Origin of the sequence: Paeniglutamicibacter sp. NPDC012692, assembly GCF_042901625.1 — a bacterium.
Classification (GTDB): Bacteria; Actinomycetota; Actinomycetes; order Actinomycetales; family Micrococcaceae; genus Paeniglutamicibacter.
The window spans coordinates 347220-363061 of the sequence record NZ_JBIBDE010000004.1 but is presented as its reverse complement, the minus strand read 5'-3'; the positions used below and the strand labels follow the sequence as shown (position 1 = coordinate 363061).

Annotated in this window: 12 protein-coding genes and 1 tRNA gene; 4 read left to right on the top strand and 9 right to left on the bottom strand. The window is 61.8% G+C overall.

All coding sequences use genetic code 11. From position 1 onward, the window contains the following. Nucleotides 1-142: 142 nt before the first annotated feature. Entirely contained in the window at nucleotides 143-1474 is a 1332-nt protein-coding gene (gene nhaA, locus ACFY5D_RS15975) for a Na+/H+ antiporter NhaA (RefSeq protein ID WP_387531897.1), read from the top strand. 139 nt (nucleotides 1475-1613) lie between these two features. Here nhaA and sufU read toward each other — a convergent pair whose 3' ends face one another. The 7 genes from sufU to ACFY5D_RS15940 all read right to left on the bottom strand — a co-directional run bounded on the left by sufU (nucleotide 1614) and on the right by ACFY5D_RS15940 (nucleotide 7889). Further along, on the bottom strand, nucleotides 1614-2069 hold the full coding sequence (gene sufU / locus ACFY5D_RS15970; RefSeq protein ID WP_387531894.1) for a Fe-S cluster assembly sulfur transfer protein SufU: 456 nt from the start codon (nucleotides 2067-2069) through the stop codon (nucleotides 1614-1616). Then, nucleotides 2066-3382, bottom strand: coding sequence for a SufS family cysteine desulfurase (locus tag ACFY5D_RS15965; protein ID WP_387531892.1), 1317 nt, complete (start codon nucleotides 3380-3382; stop codon nucleotides 2066-2068). The genes sufU and ACFY5D_RS15965 overlap by 4 nt, the downstream gene beginning before the upstream one ends. A gap of 379 nt (nucleotides 3383-3761) precedes the next feature. Then, a complete protein-coding gene (pth, locus tag ACFY5D_RS15960; protein WP_387531889.1) occupies nucleotides 3762-4343 on the bottom strand; it encodes an aminoacyl-tRNA hydrolase in 582 nt (193 codons plus the stop codon). A gap of 21 nt (nucleotides 4344-4364) precedes the next feature. After that, nucleotides 4365-4925, bottom strand: a complete 561-nt coding sequence (locus tag ACFY5D_RS15955) for a 50S ribosomal protein L25/general stress protein Ctc (RefSeq protein WP_387531886.1) — start codon at nucleotides 4923-4925, stop codon at nucleotides 4365-4367. Nucleotides 4926-5222: 297 nt separating this feature from the next. Then, entirely contained in the window at nucleotides 5223-6203 is a 981-nt protein-coding gene (locus ACFY5D_RS15950) for a ribose-phosphate diphosphokinase (RefSeq protein WP_387531883.1), read from the bottom strand. Nucleotides 6204-6246: 43 nt separating this feature from the next. Further along, complete coding sequence (gene glmU / locus ACFY5D_RS15945; RefSeq protein ID WP_387531880.1) at nucleotides 6247-7719, bottom strand: bifunctional UDP-N-acetylglucosamine diphosphorylase/glucosamine-1-phosphate N-acetyltransferase GlmU; 1473 nt, start codon at nucleotides 7717-7719, stop codon at nucleotides 6247-6249. Between the two features lie 97 nt (nucleotides 7720-7816). Further along, nucleotides 7817-7889, bottom strand: a tRNA-Gln gene (locus tag ACFY5D_RS15940). Between the two features lie 126 nt (nucleotides 7890-8015). On the opposite strand from ACFY5D_RS15940, the gene ACFY5D_RS15935 reads away from it, so the two are divergent. From ACFY5D_RS15935 to ACFY5D_RS15925, 3 genes are all read left to right on the top strand, one after another. Then, complete coding sequence (locus ACFY5D_RS15935) at nucleotides 8016-8675, top strand: TetR/AcrR family transcriptional regulator (RefSeq protein WP_387531878.1); 660 nt, start codon at nucleotides 8016-8018, stop codon at nucleotides 8673-8675. 101 nt (nucleotides 8676-8776) lie between these two features. Beyond that, nucleotides 8777-9361 (top strand): acyltransferase, encoded by a 585-nt coding sequence (locus ACFY5D_RS15930; protein ID WP_387531875.1) that lies wholly within the window; start codon nucleotides 8777-8779, stop codon nucleotides 9359-9361. A gap of 662 nt (nucleotides 9362-10023) precedes the next feature. After that, a complete protein-coding gene (locus ACFY5D_RS15925; RefSeq protein ID WP_387531872.1) occupies nucleotides 10024-12564 on the top strand; it encodes a WecB/TagA/CpsF family glycosyltransferase in 2541 nt (846 codons plus the stop codon). 54 nt (nucleotides 12565-12618) lie between these two features. Here the strand turns inward: ACFY5D_RS15925 and ACFY5D_RS15920 are convergent, their stop codons facing one another. After that, complete coding sequence (locus tag ACFY5D_RS15920) at nucleotides 12619-13920, bottom strand: hypothetical protein (protein ID WP_387531869.1); 1302 nt, start codon at nucleotides 13918-13920, stop codon at nucleotides 12619-12621. A gap of 8 nt (nucleotides 13921-13928) precedes the next feature. Next, nucleotides 13929-15842, bottom strand: coding sequence for an O-antigen ligase family protein (locus tag ACFY5D_RS15915; protein WP_387531866.1), 1914 nt, complete (start codon nucleotides 15840-15842; stop codon nucleotides 13929-13931).

Sequence of the window (15842 nt, the reverse complement as noted above, 5' to 3'; positions counted from 1 at the left end):
AGGCCTGTACCCTGAGTCCGGCATAGGCCCCCATACAAAAAATGTGCGCTTGGCAGACTTTTTCCGATACTGTGGACTCTGGTGTGCCGGGAAGTCTGGTCGGCCATTATTCAACGTACCCGAAAAGAATTGGTATAAATCCATGACTCATTCACAGCCCCCCACACCTACGCCCAGGACGGTTCTGGGTCGCGGCAGTTACTCCGAATACCTGCGCATCGGTGAGATCCTCCGCAAGGAGACCGTCGGCGGCATGGTGCTCATTCTCGGAGCCGTCGTCGCCATTATCTGGGCAAACTCCCCCGCCTCGGCCAGCTACTTCGCGCTGCGCGACTTCCACATCGGCTTCGAGATCGCCGGCATCGACCTGAACCTTTCGCTCGGCCACTGGGCCGCGGACGGCCTGTTGGCCGTGTTCTTCTTCCTGGTCGGGCTCGAGCTGAAGAAGGAGTTCGTCGCCGGCGACCTGCGCGACTTCAAACGCGCCGTCGTTCCCGTTGCTGCTGCCTTTGGCGGCGTTTTGGTCCCGGCACTGATCTTCGTGGCCATAAATGCCTCCACCGGCGGGGAAACCCTCCGGGGCTGGGCGATTCCCACCGCCACCGACATCGCGTTTGCCGTGGCGGTCTTGGCCGTCATCGGCTCGAACCTGCCTTCCCCGCTGCGCATCTTCCTGCTGACCTTGGCAGTGGTCGACGACCTGATCGCCATTGTCATCATCGCCTTCGTCTTCACCGACGACCTGCGCCCTCCGTACCTGCTGATGGCCATCGCGCCGATCGCGTTCTACGCGTTCCTCACCCACAAGTGGCCCAAGTTCTTCGCTTCCAAGTGGTGGGCACCGTGGTTGATCCTGCTGCCGCTGGGTGCCGTCAGCTGGGCCCTGGTCTTCGGGTCCGGCGTCCACGCGACGATCGCCGGCGTTGTCCTTGGTTTCTGTGTTCCGGTGATCCGCAAGGACGCACCCGAGAAGCCGGGCCTGGCCGAGAAGTTCGAGCACCGTTTCCGCCCGCTTTCCAGCGGTTTCTGCGTTCCAGTCTTCGCCTTCTTCGCGGCAGGCGTCGCCATTGGCGGCGCGAACGGCATCGCCTCCGCATTCGGCGATCCGGTGCTCTGGGGCATCGTTTTCGGTCTGCTCTTCGGCAAGCCGCTGGGCATCATGGGCTCCACCTGGCTTGTGACCCGCAGCGTCCACGCGAACCTCGACCCAGACGTCAAGTGGGGCGACCTGCTCGGCGTCACCTTCCTGGCAGGCATCGGCTTCACGGTCTCGCTGCTGGTCTCGGAGTTGTCGTTCGGGCTCGAGTCCCCGCACTACGACCACGCCAAGGTCGCGATCCTTCTTGCCTCGCTGCTGGCCGCGATTCTCGGGTCGCTGTGGCTGCGTCCGCGCGACCGTCGTTACCGGCTGATTGCCGAACGCGACGCCGTGGACGAGAACCACGACGGAATCCCGGACGTCTACCAGCAGTAGCCGGGCGGCAAGCCTGCGGCACGGCAAAGGGCCATGGTCTGGTTTCCGATGAAGAATCGGGAACCAGACCATGGCCCTTTTTGAAAGCAGTAGACACCCTCCCGCAGGAGTCCCGGCCGCAACCGCGGCCGCAACCGGGTCAGGCTTGGGGGTTCGCCGCCAGCAACGCAGCCTCGGCAGCAACCCACGCGAGCATCGCGCACTTGACCCGAGCAGGGAACTTCGAGACTCCCGCAAACGCGGCCGCGTCACCGAGGATCTCCTCATCGGCCTCACGGGTTCCGCGGGATCGCATGAGTTCACGGAATTCCTCGAGAATCGCCAGGAATTCTTCGCGTTCCAGGCCAACCGCCATTTCAGCCAGCACCGATGCGGAAGCCATCGAGATGGAACATCCGTCACCTTCCCAGGAAACGTCTTTCAGCTTGGTTCCGTCCATCTGCACGCGCAGACGGATCTGGTCCCCGCAGACGGGGTTGTGCTGCATTGATTCGCCATGTGCGCCGGCAGGATCGGCTTCGATCAAGCCGTCCCCCTTGCGCGCCTTGGAGTGTTCCAGAATGATCTGTTGGTACAGCTGGTCTAGTTCGCTCATTTGCCGACTCCGAAATATCCTTGCACATCGGCAACCGCGTTCAGCAGTGCATCAATGTCGCTGGTGGTGTTGTAGATGTATGTACTGGCGCGGGTGCTCGAGTTCACGCCCAGCGCACGGTGCAACGGCTGCGCACAGTGGTGTCCCACTCGCACCTCGATTCCGCGGGCGTCCAGGAACTGCCCCACGTCGTGCGGGTGCACGCCCTCGACCGCAAAGGGTGCAACGCCGATTCGCGCGACGCCCCGCGCCGGACCCAGCAGGCGGACGCCCGGGATCTGCTGCAGGCCGACGAGCATGCGCTCGCCCAGGTGCTCCTCCCAGGCCGCGACGCGCTCCATTCCCACTTCCTGGAGGTATGACACGGCAGTGGCAAGTCCGTGGGCTTGGGCAATGCGTTGGGTGCCTGCCTCGAAGCGCATGGGGGCCGGCAGGAACTCGGCCTTCTCCATCGTGACAGAGGTGATCATGGAGCCGCCGGTGAGGAAGGGCGGCATTGCATCGAGCAATTCGCTTCGTCCGTAGAGGCCGCCGATTCCGGTGGGGCCCAGCATCTTGTGGCCGGAGAACGCCATGAAGTCCACGTCGAGCGCCTTGACGTCCACGGGCAGGTGCGGGACGGATTGGCAGCCGTCCAGGACCGTGAGCGCCCCGACGGTCCTGGCAAGTGAAACCATTTTCGGGACGTCCGTGACGGTTCCCAGCACGTTTGAAACGTGGGTGAACGCCAGCACACGGGTCCGTGGGGATACGATCTGCTCGGCGATGTCCATCCTCAGGACGCCGTGTTCGTCAACGGGAATGTACTTCAGCGTTGCCCCGGTGCGGAATGCCAGTTCCTGCCACGGAATCAGGTTTGCGTGGTGTTCGAGTTCCGTCACGACGATTTCGTCGCCCGGCCCCAGCGCAAAGCGCCGGGCAGCTTCTCCCCCGAGTCCCGCGCTCGCGTTGGCAAACGAGTAGGTGATGAGGTTCAGGGCCTCGGTGGCATTCGAGGTCCAGACGAGTTCGTTCTCGCCTGCTCCGATGAAGCCGGCAACCGTTGCACGTGCCTGCTCGAAAACGTCCGTCGCTTCAACGGATAGCGAGTGGGCACCGCGATGGACAGCTGCGTTGTAGCTCTCGTAGTAGTGCTGCTCGGCTTCGTAAACGCAAGTGGGTTTCTGGGAAGTCGCGCCGGAGTCCAGGTAGACCAGCGCAGAATCGTTGACCCTGCGTTCGAGGATGGGGAAATCCGCTCGAAGCCGGGATACCTCAACGTCGTCGAGGGGCTCGATGCGGGCATCTTGCGATTGGGGAGATGCACTGGACACTGTTGGATCCTCCGAAGTCTAATTTCATGCCGAAACGTCCCCGCGGGAGCTGCCAGTTTGGTTGGCTGCTTGGCCGGGACCGCGTCTTGATTACGGCATCAATTTCTTCGCTAATTGTCCCATGCCATGGCGACGTGGGCACCTAAGCCAAACCTTACCCAGGCTCCCAGGGCACAAAAAAGAGGCCGGTAGCAGGATGGGGGTGGCCCAGTCTCGGAGGCCGCCCGCTACCGGCCCCTAGTCTTTGGGGCCAAAAAGGCACTAGATCATTCTAGGAGCTACACGATGGTTGAACAAATTGATGAATCATCATTCTAGGTACTACTATTTCCGTCAACCGCTGTCAGCGCCGGGTACCGGTCCGCCCGGCCCGCTCTTGTTACGAAGTGTGAACCTTCAATTGGGCGGCTTCAAGGCCCAACCGCACGAGATATTCCACCGCATCCGCTGAGTTATCGACCAGGAACGGAAGATCCTTCTTCTCATCCTTGGAAAAATCCTTGAGCACGTAATCTGCGGTTTCCATGCGCCCAGGAGGACGCCCCACGCCGACTCTCACCCTCAGATAATCCTTGGTGCCAAGGGCCTTCGAAATATCCCGCAGCCCGTTGTGCCCACCTTCGCCACCACCGAGCTTCAGCTTGACGGTGTCGAAGGGTATGTCGATTTCATCGTGCACGGCGATGACGTGGGCGGCATCGATGCTGAAGAACTTGGCAAGGTTGCCCACCGGTCCCCCGGAAAGGTTCATGTACGTCATGGGCTTGGCCAAGATCAACTTCGGTCCGCCGATCCCCAGCCGGCCCTCAAGAATTTGGGAGCGCGAACTGTGGGTCTTGAATTTTCCGCCCATTCGGGAAGCCAATTCATCAACAACCATCTGTCCGACATTGTGCCTATTATGCGCGTAGCCGGGCCCGGGGTTCCCGAGCCCGGCTACGAGCCAGGTATCGCTAGTCATGCGATGAAGAATACCTGAAGACTACTCGGCAGAAGCTGCTTCGGCTTCAGCTGCATCGACGGTTGCGATGACAACGTCGCCCGGGATGGCCAGTGCGGTGCCTTCCGGCAGGATCAGGTCCGAGGCCAGGATGTGGGTGCCTGCAGCAACACCGGAAACGTTGGCAACAACGAACTCCGGAAGGGCAACTGCCTCGGCCTCAACGGCGATGACGGCGTGGTCCAGCGACAGGGAAGCGCCGGCGGCGAGGTCGCCTTCAACGTGAACGGAAACCTCAACGGTAACCTTTTCGCCCTTCTTGACGATCAGGAGGTCAAGGTGGTCAACGGTCTGGCGCAGTGCGTGGCGCTGGATGTCCTTCACCAGGGTGATGGTGTCTTCGCCGTCAACCGAGATGTTCAGCAGGGCGTTGGCGCCACGAACAGCAAGGGTGGTTGCTGCAGCCGGGAGGAGAACGCGTACAGCCTCGGTGCCGTGGCCGTAGATGACTGCCGGGATCTTGCCGGCGCGGCGGGCCTGGCGTGCAGCACCCTTACCGAAGTCGGTGCGCAGTTCGCCGTCAAGCGTGATGATCGTGCTCATGGTGTTTCTCCTTGTGGAAGATGATGAATTGGTTCTTGCCCCGCTCGGGCCTAGAAGCAATATCATCCGATTCCTTGTCAGGAGAAGGACGCTAAATGCGTTTCTAGCCTCGTCGATAACGGACCCCGCATTTGCATGCAGTTCCCTCGCCTGGGCACAAGCATTGATTTTAGCAGGAGTTGCGTTGCACAAGGTAATCGCGGAATTCCGCAGCAGCTAGCCACGAACCAAAAACAAGGACCTCCCGACACCGTGCAGGTGTCGGGAGGTCCTCGGAAAACCTATGAGGCGTTGGCCTTAGGCGTTGCCGTCAAACAGGCTGGTGACCGAGCCGTCTTCGAATACTTCCTTGATGGCACGGGCCAGCAAAGGGGCGATCGAAAGCACCTTGAGGGTGTCGAAGCGCTTCGATTCCGGGATCGGCAGGGTGTTGGTGACAACGACTTCACGCGCACCGCATTCGGCAAGGCGCTGGGCTGCCGGGTCGGAGAAGACCGCGTGGGTGGCCGCGATGATGACATCCTTGGCGCCTGCATCCTTCAGCACCTTCACGGCGCCGGCGATGGTTCCGCCGGTGTCGATCATGTCGTCGATCAGCACGCAGGTGCGACCCTCGATCTGACCGACAACGGTCTTGGAGACCGCCTGGTTCGGGACGGTGAGGTCGCGGGACTTGTGCACGAAGGCCAGCGGAGCGCCGCCCAGGCGTTCTGCCCACTGCTCGGCCACGCGGACACGTCCGGTGTCCGGGGAAACAACAGTGACCTGGTCGTCGCCGACGAGTTCACGGATGTAATCAGCCAACAGCGGGATGGCGAAGAGGTGGTCGACCGGGCCGTCGAAGAAGCCTTGGATCTGCGCGGTGTGCAGGTCAACGCTCATGATGCGGTCCGCGCCGGCTGCCTTGAACAGGTCGGCAACCAAGCGGGCCGAGATCGGCTCGCGGCCGCGGCCCTTCTTGTCCTGTCGGGCATACGGGTAGAACGGTGCCACAACGGTGATACGGCGGGCGGAGGCGCGCTTCATGGAGTCAACCATGATCAGCTGTTCCATCAACCAGTTGTTCAACGGAGCCGGGTGGGCCTGGATGACAAAGACATCCTTGCCGCGTACCGACTCGCCCGAACGAACATAGATCTCGCCGTTGGCGAAGTCATACGCACTCATCGGAAGCAATTCGGTGCCAAGCTCCGCTGCCACCTCTTCGGCTAGTTCCGGGTGGGCACGCCCTGAAGCTAGAACCAGCTTCTTATCGACGTTATGGCTCAATTCGCTCATGGGATCGCTTTCTCGCTCGAACGGGGATCGAAGGTGATTGGTTTTACTTTGCCGAATCCGCTGATTCGGTGGCTACACCGGAATCAAGGGCCGACTTGAAGGCAGCTTCTGCAGCGGGGGTGCCCGGGCGCTTGGAAAGCGTCCAGCCCTCGGCATTACGTTGCGGTGCCACGGAGAGGGCAAGCGCCCCCGCCGGAACGTTTTTGCGTACGATGGCGCCGGCCCCCGTGTATGCACCGTCGCCAATGGTCACCGGGGCGACAAAGACGGTGTTGGAGGCGGTGCGCACGTGCGAACCAATGACGGTGCGGTGCTTGTTGACACCGTCGTAGTTGGCGGTGATGTTTCCACAGCCAATGTTGGTGAATTCACCAATTTCAGCATCCCCGGCATAGCCAAGGTGCGAGAGCTTCGAGCCACGACCAACAACGACGTTCTTGGTTTCGTAGAAGGCGCCGATCTTGGCGTCCGGGCCAAGGATGGTCTTGGGGCGCAGGTAGGCAAACGGGCCGACCGTTGCGCCCTCGGAAATGTTCGAGTCGGTGACGTCCGAGCGTACGATCTTGGCGCCACGCCCCACGGAGGTATTGGTCAGCGTGGTGTCAGGGCCGATCACTGCATCGGTGCCGATCGCGGTGGTGCCATGGAGCTGGGTGCCCGGCTTGATGGTGACATCGTTGGAAAGTGCTACCTCGACGTCGATCCAGGTACTGTCCGGGTCGATGATGCTGACGCCGGCGCGCATCCATGCCTCGAGGATGCGGCGGTTCATTTCCTTGCCCAATGCTGCAAGCTGGACGCGGTCGTTCGCGCCTTCGACCTGCCAGCGATCCTCCGTGACAACTGCTGCCACGCGGCCGCCGTTTGCCCGGGCAATGCCCAGGACATCGGTAAGGTACATTTCGCCCTGGGCATTTTCCGTGGTCACTTCGTTCAATGCCGAGCGCAGGATCTCGGCGTCGAATGCGTAGATGCCCGAGTTAACTTCGCGGATGGCGCGTTCTTCGTCGCTGGCGTCCTTGTGTTCGCGGATGCCGGTGACGGTTCCGTCCTCGGCGCGAAGGATGCGGCCGTATCCGGTGGCGTCGTCAAGCAATGCGGTAAGCACGGTAACGGCGTTGCCCTCGCGGTCGTGGACTTCGACAAGTTCCGACAGCAGTTCGGTCGTCAGCAAGGGGACGTCGCCGTAGGTCACCACGACGGTGCCTTCAAGGCCTTCATCCAGCTTTTCCAGGCCAACCTGCACCGCACGTCCGGTGCCCGGGATTTCGTCTTGGTCGGCGATGACTGCATCAGGGTGAATCTGCAGGAGGTGCTCGACGACTCGGTCGCGTTCGTGGCGAACCACTGCCACAAGCTTCGCGGGCTCCAGTCCACGCGCGGCGGCAATTGCATGCCCGAGCATGGAACGGCCACCGATTTCGTGAAGGATCTTGGGCTTAGCCGATTTCATTCTGGTTCCCGCGCCTGCGGCTAGGACAATGACAGCAGCTGGTGCGTTGGCTTGAACGCTCAAGATTTGTACTCCCTGTACTTTGGCTAGCCGGACCGGCCCAGCCTGGCTTCACCATTCTATCTCGTGAATTTCACCAAGAATTTCATTGGGTGATGCGTTCCGCCCATAGGACTCGAACCTATACTCCACAGCTCCAAAGGCTGGGGTGCTGCCAATTACACCAGGGCGGATTGTGCTTCGAGACCTGCTCTGCGACACAGTCAACTATTCTGCCACGACTGGGACCTTTGATGCGACTTGGCGTGCATGCGTGTCCGGACCCTCGATAACCGTGCAACCGCCATTTCCTGCGTACGATGAAGTACATGAGCTCCATTCAACGCCCCCGCACACGTATGACCGGCGTTCAGCGCCGCCTGCAACTGCTCGATATCGCCCGCCAGTTGTTCTCCTTGCGCGGCGTTGACGGAACCACCATCGAAGAAATCGCCACCGCCGCAGGGGTTTCCAAACCTGTTGTCTACGAACATTTCAGCTCAAAAGAAGCCCTCTACATGGAGGTAGTGACCAACGAGTACAGGGAATTGCTGGCACGCATCACGGAGTCGCTTTCCGGCGACGATTCTTCGCGCTTGTTGCTCGAAAAGGCCGCGCTCGCTCTTTTGACCTACATAGAGGACTCCACCGAAGGCTTCCGCATCTTGGTGCGCGATGCTCCCCCGTCGCAGCCCGAAGGCACCTATTCAACGCTCCTCACCAAGGTCACCGAACAGGTTGAGCACATTCTGGCCGACGAATTCTCACGCCGAGGCTTCAGCGCCGAAGACGGCTCGATCTATGCCCAGATGCTGGTGGGCATGGTCGCCATGACCGCACAGTGGTGGCTCGATGCCCGCCATCCAGACAAGCGCACCGTCGCGGCTCACGTGGTCAACCTCGCATGGTACGGGCTCACGGGTCTTCGCAAGGAACCCGGGCTGCGCGATCAGACAGCAGTACCCGCCACCGAGCAGTAGCCCGCACGAATCCCCGGGCTGGCCCTTGTGCTGAGGCGACTCTTCCCCCAAGGTTAGGTGAGCATATGAATCTCGCTGGCTGATGATTTGGGGAATCAGTAATGACGCATGTTGAGGAATCTGCAGATGTCGCTTTCAGTGCCTTTTTGGGAGCCGAAACCAATATCTGGCATTTGGCGCAGGTACGTGAAGATGCCGTACTGGGTGAGCAGTGCAATGTGGGCCGGGGCGCATACATCGGGCCCGGCGTCCGGCTTGGCAATCGCTGCAAAATACAAAACTACGCACTTGTCTACGAGCCAGCAGTACTTGGCGACGGCGTGTTCATTGGCCCTGCGGTGGTGCTGACCAACGACCTCTTCCCGCGTGCAATCAACCCCGATGGCACGCTCAAGTCGGGCGACGACTGGGAAATGGTTGGTGTAACCGTTGGCCAGGGAGCGGCCATCGGGGCCAGGGCTGTTTGCATTGCCCCGTTGAACATTGGCAAATGGGCCACTGTGGCAGCCGGCGCAGTCGTGACAAAGGATGTACCAGACTTCGCCATTGTTGCGGGCGTACCGGCCAAGCGCGTGGGTTGGGTGGGGCAAGCAGGACACCCTCTAAAACAAGACGGCGACCATTGGGTTTGCCCGCTTACCCATGGCCGTTTTGTCGAAATGGACGGGCACCTCCAGCCCCTATGAGCAAGCCAATGGACAGGAAACGCTAGGCTCTTTTCGCACTAGCGGCCTATATGACGCTGGTCATCGTTTTCGTGCGCAAGGGTGGAGACATTCCTGCGCCCGAACCCGCAGGAAGGATTCTCCGCTAATTCCATGACCCCTACTGGCTCATCGGCGTCCGTTTCGGCCACGTTGAAGCCGCGGCGAACGCGCTTTTCTTCCTGCCGCTCGGTGCCCTGGGGCCACTGGTGTTCACTCCGCCTTGGTGGATTGCAGCTTGGATCCTCTGCACCGGAATCGCGGTTCCTTGAAACCGTTCAGTTCCATTTTCTCCCCGGGCGCCGGGACTAGGTACGTGACGTGATTTGCATTGGTCTTGGCGCCGGATTCGGGGTGCCACTTACGTTTACCTGGGCAAGAATTAGAGTATTGGCACTTGAGAAATCACCTGTTCACGAGGCAGATCTGCACATAGATTGGACACAAATGGGGAAGTTGCCGCAGCTGGGCAACGCTGAATAGTAGTGGCCTTGGGGGGCGTTATGCAGCGGGTGGACATTGCCGGTGTCGTCGTTGATCTGTTGGATCTTGAGGACGCCTTGGATCGCGTTACAGAACGTGCAAGCCATGTGCCGGGCCCGGGCTCCGCGAGCCCTCCGCCCCTGTCGGTCGTATCCGCGAATATGGACCACATCATCCATTTCGGTCACGGAGGACGCTGGGACAGCGTACTGGGTGACTCGCGAACCCCGAGCCCTGTGCTTCGCCGCCACGACGAGGAGGAATCCGTCGCCACGGCGCCGCGGATCAACTGGCTAACATTGCTGGACGGGGCACCGCTGGTGGCTCAGGCAAATCGCCTCACCGGGCGTCGTTGGCCCCGGCTGGCAGGCAGCGACCTGATCGGCCCGATTCTGGACGCCGCCGAACGCAACGGGCTGTCCGTAGGATTCCTCGGTGGTTCCCCGCAAGTGCAACAGCAACTGGCCCAGAGCCTGCCCACCGCGCGTCCAGCGCTGAAAATCAGCGGTTTCTGGGCCCCGGAACGCGCGCAAATCGAGAACTGCGCAGCTTCACGCGAATTGGCCGGGCAGGTGCGCCGGGCCGGAACCGACATCTTGGTAGTGGGGCTGGGCAAGCCCCGACAAGAATTATGGATGGCCAGCTACGGGGATCTGACAGGGGCCCGGGTGCTGCTGGCCTTCGGCGCGGTGGTCGATTTCCTGGCCGGCGCCGTGCAGCGTGCCCCGGAATGGGTCAGCAGCTACGGACTGGAATGGGCCTGGCGACTAGGGTTGGAGCCCAAGCGGCTCGCCCAACGCTACCTGGTCGACGACCCGCCCGGGCTACTGAAGATCCGCCGAGACAGCCAACTGCTGGACGGTGCCGTCGGGAGCACTGCAGGGGTTGAACCTGGGCGTGTGCCAGCTGCAGAGGACCCGAAGCATGCTCTCGGGGAATTCGTTCCCGACGGGCGGCTTTCGACCGTCTCGGTGCTGGCCGTCACGTATAACAATGCCGACTCCGTCGAGGCGCTCATCCAGAGTCTGCGCATCGAAGCGCGGGAGCACGCCTTGCGCGTGGTTATCTCCGACAACGGATCGCACGACGAGACCTTGGATCTGCTCCGGAAGCATCCGGATGTCATCGTACTGGCCAACGAGGCCAACCTTGGCTACGCCGGCGGCATCAACATGGCGCGTACCCGCACAGGGGAATGCGAGGCCGTTTTGGTGCTAAATCCGGACTTGACCGTGGCCCCGGGTGCCATCGGCGCGCTACTCGAACGGATGCGACAGTCGGGGGCCGGAGTGGTCGTGCCCAGGTTGCTGGATTCCGGCGGCGAGACCTACGAATCGTTGCGTCGCGAACCCTCCTTGAGCAGGGCGCTGGGCGACGCTGTGTTCGGCTCGAAACTGCCCTCGAGACCCGGGTGGATGAGCGAAATCGAATTCAACCCGGAGAGTTATGCCCACCCCCACCGGGTGGACTGGGCCACCGGCGCCGCCCTGATGATCCGGGCGGACGTCGAACGGGAGTTGGGGGCTTGGGACGAGCAATTCTTCCTCTACTCGGAGGAGACCGACTACTTCCGCCGGGCCCGACAGTCCGGACAGGATATCTGGTATGAGCCTTCAGCGGTGATGACCCACCAGATGGGCGGTTCCGGCTCCTCACCGGACCTGAACGCACTGATGGCTGTGAACCGGGTGCGTTATGTCCGCAAGCACCGAACCGCGCGGTACGCAGCTGCGTTCCACGGGCTGGTTGCCCTGCACCATGTCTTGCGCTTCCACATTCCGGGGCATCAGGGGCTCTTCGTCAGGGTCGCGAACGAGCCTTCTTGGGACCGGCTTCCGGCCGGGACGCAGCCCAAGGACGGCGGAGACGGATTCCCCCACGGTTCGGTGGTTATTCCAGCGCACAACGAGGCCGGGGTCATTGCCCGCACACTAGCACCACTGGCGCCCCTTGCGGAGGCGGGACTGATCGAGGTGGTTGTCGCGTGCAACGGATGCACTGATAACACCGCCCAAATTGTCCGCGACTTCGCCGGGATAAAGGTCATCGAATCGAAAATTCCCTCCAAAGTGGCGGCCCTGAATCTCGCCGACCAGCTTGCCGAGGTCTTCCCACGGCTGTACCTTGATGCGGACATCATCATCACCGTCTCAGCCTTGCGCATGACCTTCGACTATTTGTCCTCGCCCCAGGCACTTTCAGCCCGGCCCGCCTTCGACTACGACACCTCCGGCGCCTCATGGCCAGTGCGGGCGTTCTACCGGGCCAGGCGCCGCATCCCGTCCACCAACCAGGCGCTCTGGGGCGCAGGGGCCTACGGTATGAGCCACGCCGGTCGCGGGCGCTTCGCCGAGTTCCCGGACCTAACCGCGGATGACCTGTTCGTGGACCAGCAATTCGCGCGCGCGGAGAAAACCGTGCTGCCCAGCATTCCGGTGCGAGTCAAGACCCCGCGCACCGTCGGCGCGCTTTTGGCTGTCCTGCGCCGCACCTTCCGCGGGCAGGACGAGCTCGCAGCGGGTGAGCACCAGCCTTCCACCGGCCGCACCTTGCGCGAGCTGCTGGCCTCCGCCGCGGGACCTGTCACGGCGTTCGACGTATTGGTCTACGCCACGCTCGTCGCCGCAGCCCGGGCGCAGAACCGCACGACGGCCAAGGGCCTTGCCCGCGCCTGGGAACGCGACGATACCAGCCGTTCCTGAGCATCCGATACGCAGTCCGCCAGAGCCGTGGACCCGGGAAGGCGGCGTTTGCCGTTAGCAGGAGCCAGTGGGGATTCGATAGATGTGCACGGCGTTGCCGTCTTCGAACCGATCGCTGAAGACGTTCCCCTGGGCTTTGACAGTACGGTCTTCTCCGACAACTTCGATTTCGCCGGTAATCTCGCAGGCGAGCCGGAATTCCGCTTCCTGCGCCCCGAGACGCGCCGAACCGGCGATCACGACCATCGCGTCGTCGAGTTTCCTGACCGTGCTGCGAATAGTCCCGTGCACCGACAGCATGCTGTCCTTCACAAGCGGCGCATTGATGACATTGGCCATACCCCGCACCTCCTGGTTGATCTTTGTGACAGAGCCGCTTAACTCCTCGCCGCAATCACGAAGGACATGCTGCGAGGCGCAACTTCCGGCAAAACTATGGTTGAAGTACACGATGCCGCGGGCACCGGCGATGATGCTGTGCCACACCGCGGCGCGGATTTCCTCTGGCTTGATCGGCTGGGTAGTCTCGGCGAAAGGCATTCCGAGTTCCACCAATCCCCAGACCGGTTTCGCGCCGGCGGGTTGCACAAACCCGCGCATGCGCTCGACCGTCCATCCGTAGTTGGCGGCGAGGCGGCACTCGCTTGGTGTCAGGTCACGCGGTTCGTCTAGTTTCGTGCCGCCTTCGTACTTGCTGCAAATGTTCGGATCGGTGAACCAGTAGTTGTCCGCCGAAACGATATCCGCATATTCATTAACGAAGTACGTGCCCACAGTGTCCGGCTCCCAAAACGTGACCCCCTTGCCAAAGTTGGCGTAGACCACCAGCCCCTCGGGGGACTTGAGCAACGACTTCTCCATGACCGTGTACCCGCAGCGGCTCTCCTCGGGCTCGCAGATTGGTGCCTCTCCCGGCCAAGCACCCGTCCATACCCCGTGGCCGGACTTGCCCCACATGTCCACCTCGTCGGGGAGCACGAATCCGTTCAAAGCGCCATCCGGTGTACTTCCCAGCACATACATCCCAGCATCGCGGGCCATTTGGGGCACCGAATCGGGTGTCAGCTCAACGTAGGTATTGATGCCAAAGGACTTGTCCTTCTCCGCTAGGAAAGGGTCAGTAAGGCTCTCGTGCCACACGGCAAGGGGAAAGAATGACGCGTCGTCGGGGAGCGGATTTTTAAACTGCCCGTAGTATTGGCTTCTCGCATCCACAGGCAGGCTCTCCACCTCCACGGTTGGGGCAGGCCCGCTCATTGTGCAGGCCGACAGCGCCAGTGCCGCCACTGCGGCGCTCGTCACGACGAGCGCCCGGCGCATGGAAACAGCGGAGTGACAGTGTTTGACGTGGTTCACAAAACTCCCTAATGTTCGCCAGATTCTCGGAGCCCAGCAGGCCTGATTCGCCGGGTGATCTCGGTATAGGCCAGCATCGCGGCAACAACCGTGGCGAATCCCAAGAGCAGCAGGGCCCACTTCGCGCGAGGTTGGATTGCTGCCGGCACGACGTCCTGCGGGTAGGTGTCGGTCAGGATATAGGCGCTTGGAATGATCCGCATCGCGTCCTGCGGCTGGGCGGCCAAGGCCACCAGCTCGCTGGTGATGGAATTGAGCTGATCCCGCGCTTCCTCGCTGTTCGGGGCGACAACCTCCACGGTAATCACCGCGTTCTTCATGAAAGTTTCCCACTGTCCACCCGCATTGGGTACATAGGCCACGGCCCCCTGCTCGATCCCGGTCCCGTAGATCGGCGCCGACACGGTGCGCAGGGCTTGTTTGGCACTCTTGCCTGCAAACCGACGCTCCACCATCGCCGCATACGGGATCAAGTCCCTGGCATCGGAGCGCAAGGAATTGCCGCCCACCGCCGAGGCCGGAGGCAGGAACACGACCTCCTGCTGAACCCAGTAGACCGGCGGCAAGGAACGGATATTGAGCGCCAAGGGAACTGCCAGGGCGAAAACCAGCAGCACTGCACCAACCGAGATCACCTTGGCGCGCCGCTTACTCACGCCGCTCAGGCGGACGCTTGCGTTATCCAGCGATTGCTCGCGAGACAAACGCCAGTATCCTGCAGCCAAGCCGAGCACCAAGAAGAGCACGCCAGGTGCCTGCGGAAACGAAAAAGCATCGAAAAAGGCCAGAAGCGAGGCCCCGGCGGCAATCGAGGCGGCCAAACCCACCCCCAGCTGGTTCACGGCGTCGTCGAAATACTCCCTGCGGGCGACGACCGCGCAATACACGGCTGTTGCCATCACTCCGAAGAATGCCATTAACCCGATGATGCCGATCTCGATGAGCAGCTGCAGAAGTTGGTTGTCCAAAATCCGATAGCTCGGCAGGAAGGTCCCGAAGCCGCGCCCAAACCACGGGTTTGCCATAAACATCTCGAAGGCGACGTCCCAGCTGTCCGTCCTCGAATTCACGCTGGAGTCCGCGCCCGAGAACATGTCTGCGACCACACGCACGAGCTGGGGCATGGCCACGCCAACCACACCCGCGCCAAGGAAGAAGCAGGTGAGCACGATCTTGCGGATCCGGTTCTCCCAGAAGAGGAACATCGAGACGAATCCAAGCACGAGACCGACGAGCGCGGACCGCGTGAGGGACACTAGCGACGCCGTCACCAGGAACAGCACCGGCAGCAATCGGGCCATCAGCTTTCGTGTCCTGTCGCCCACCGCCAAGGCGAGGGCAATGGGCAGCAATGTCGAAAGGACTGCCGCGAATTCAAGGGCGTGCCGCGCGGTTCCTCGCGGGCGCATGTACCCGTTGCGGATATCGGTTCCGCCGTCGTTGCTGCTTAGTCCCGGGGTCGGTATCCGGTCGATCAGCAGGGTACCGGTCGCAAACTGGTAGATGCCCAACAATGCCACCGCTGTACCCGCCAGTACCAAGCGTCGGCACAGCACCAGCAGTCTCTCCTGTGAAGGGATCCCGTCGGCCGCCACAAAGAACACCCCTGCATAACTAGCCAGTCGAATCAGACCCATGTCTGCGGCGTTCTGGTCCGTCTTTGGAAGCGAGGACGCCGCGGCCACGATCTCGCTGATGAAGACGGCAGCGCAGAACAGAGCGAACGCAATGGTTACCGGATTCGAGAAACGCCGATGAGTTGCGGAGCGGACCCTGTACCAGAGCCACCACACCAGCAGGCCCATCGAAAAGATTGCCGCCGGGGTTCCTGCACCGCCCAGCTGCGCGAGCACCCGGTCACTGGGCACGAACAGGAGCAACAACACATAGACGGTGAGTCCCGTGACTGCATCGAACTGCAC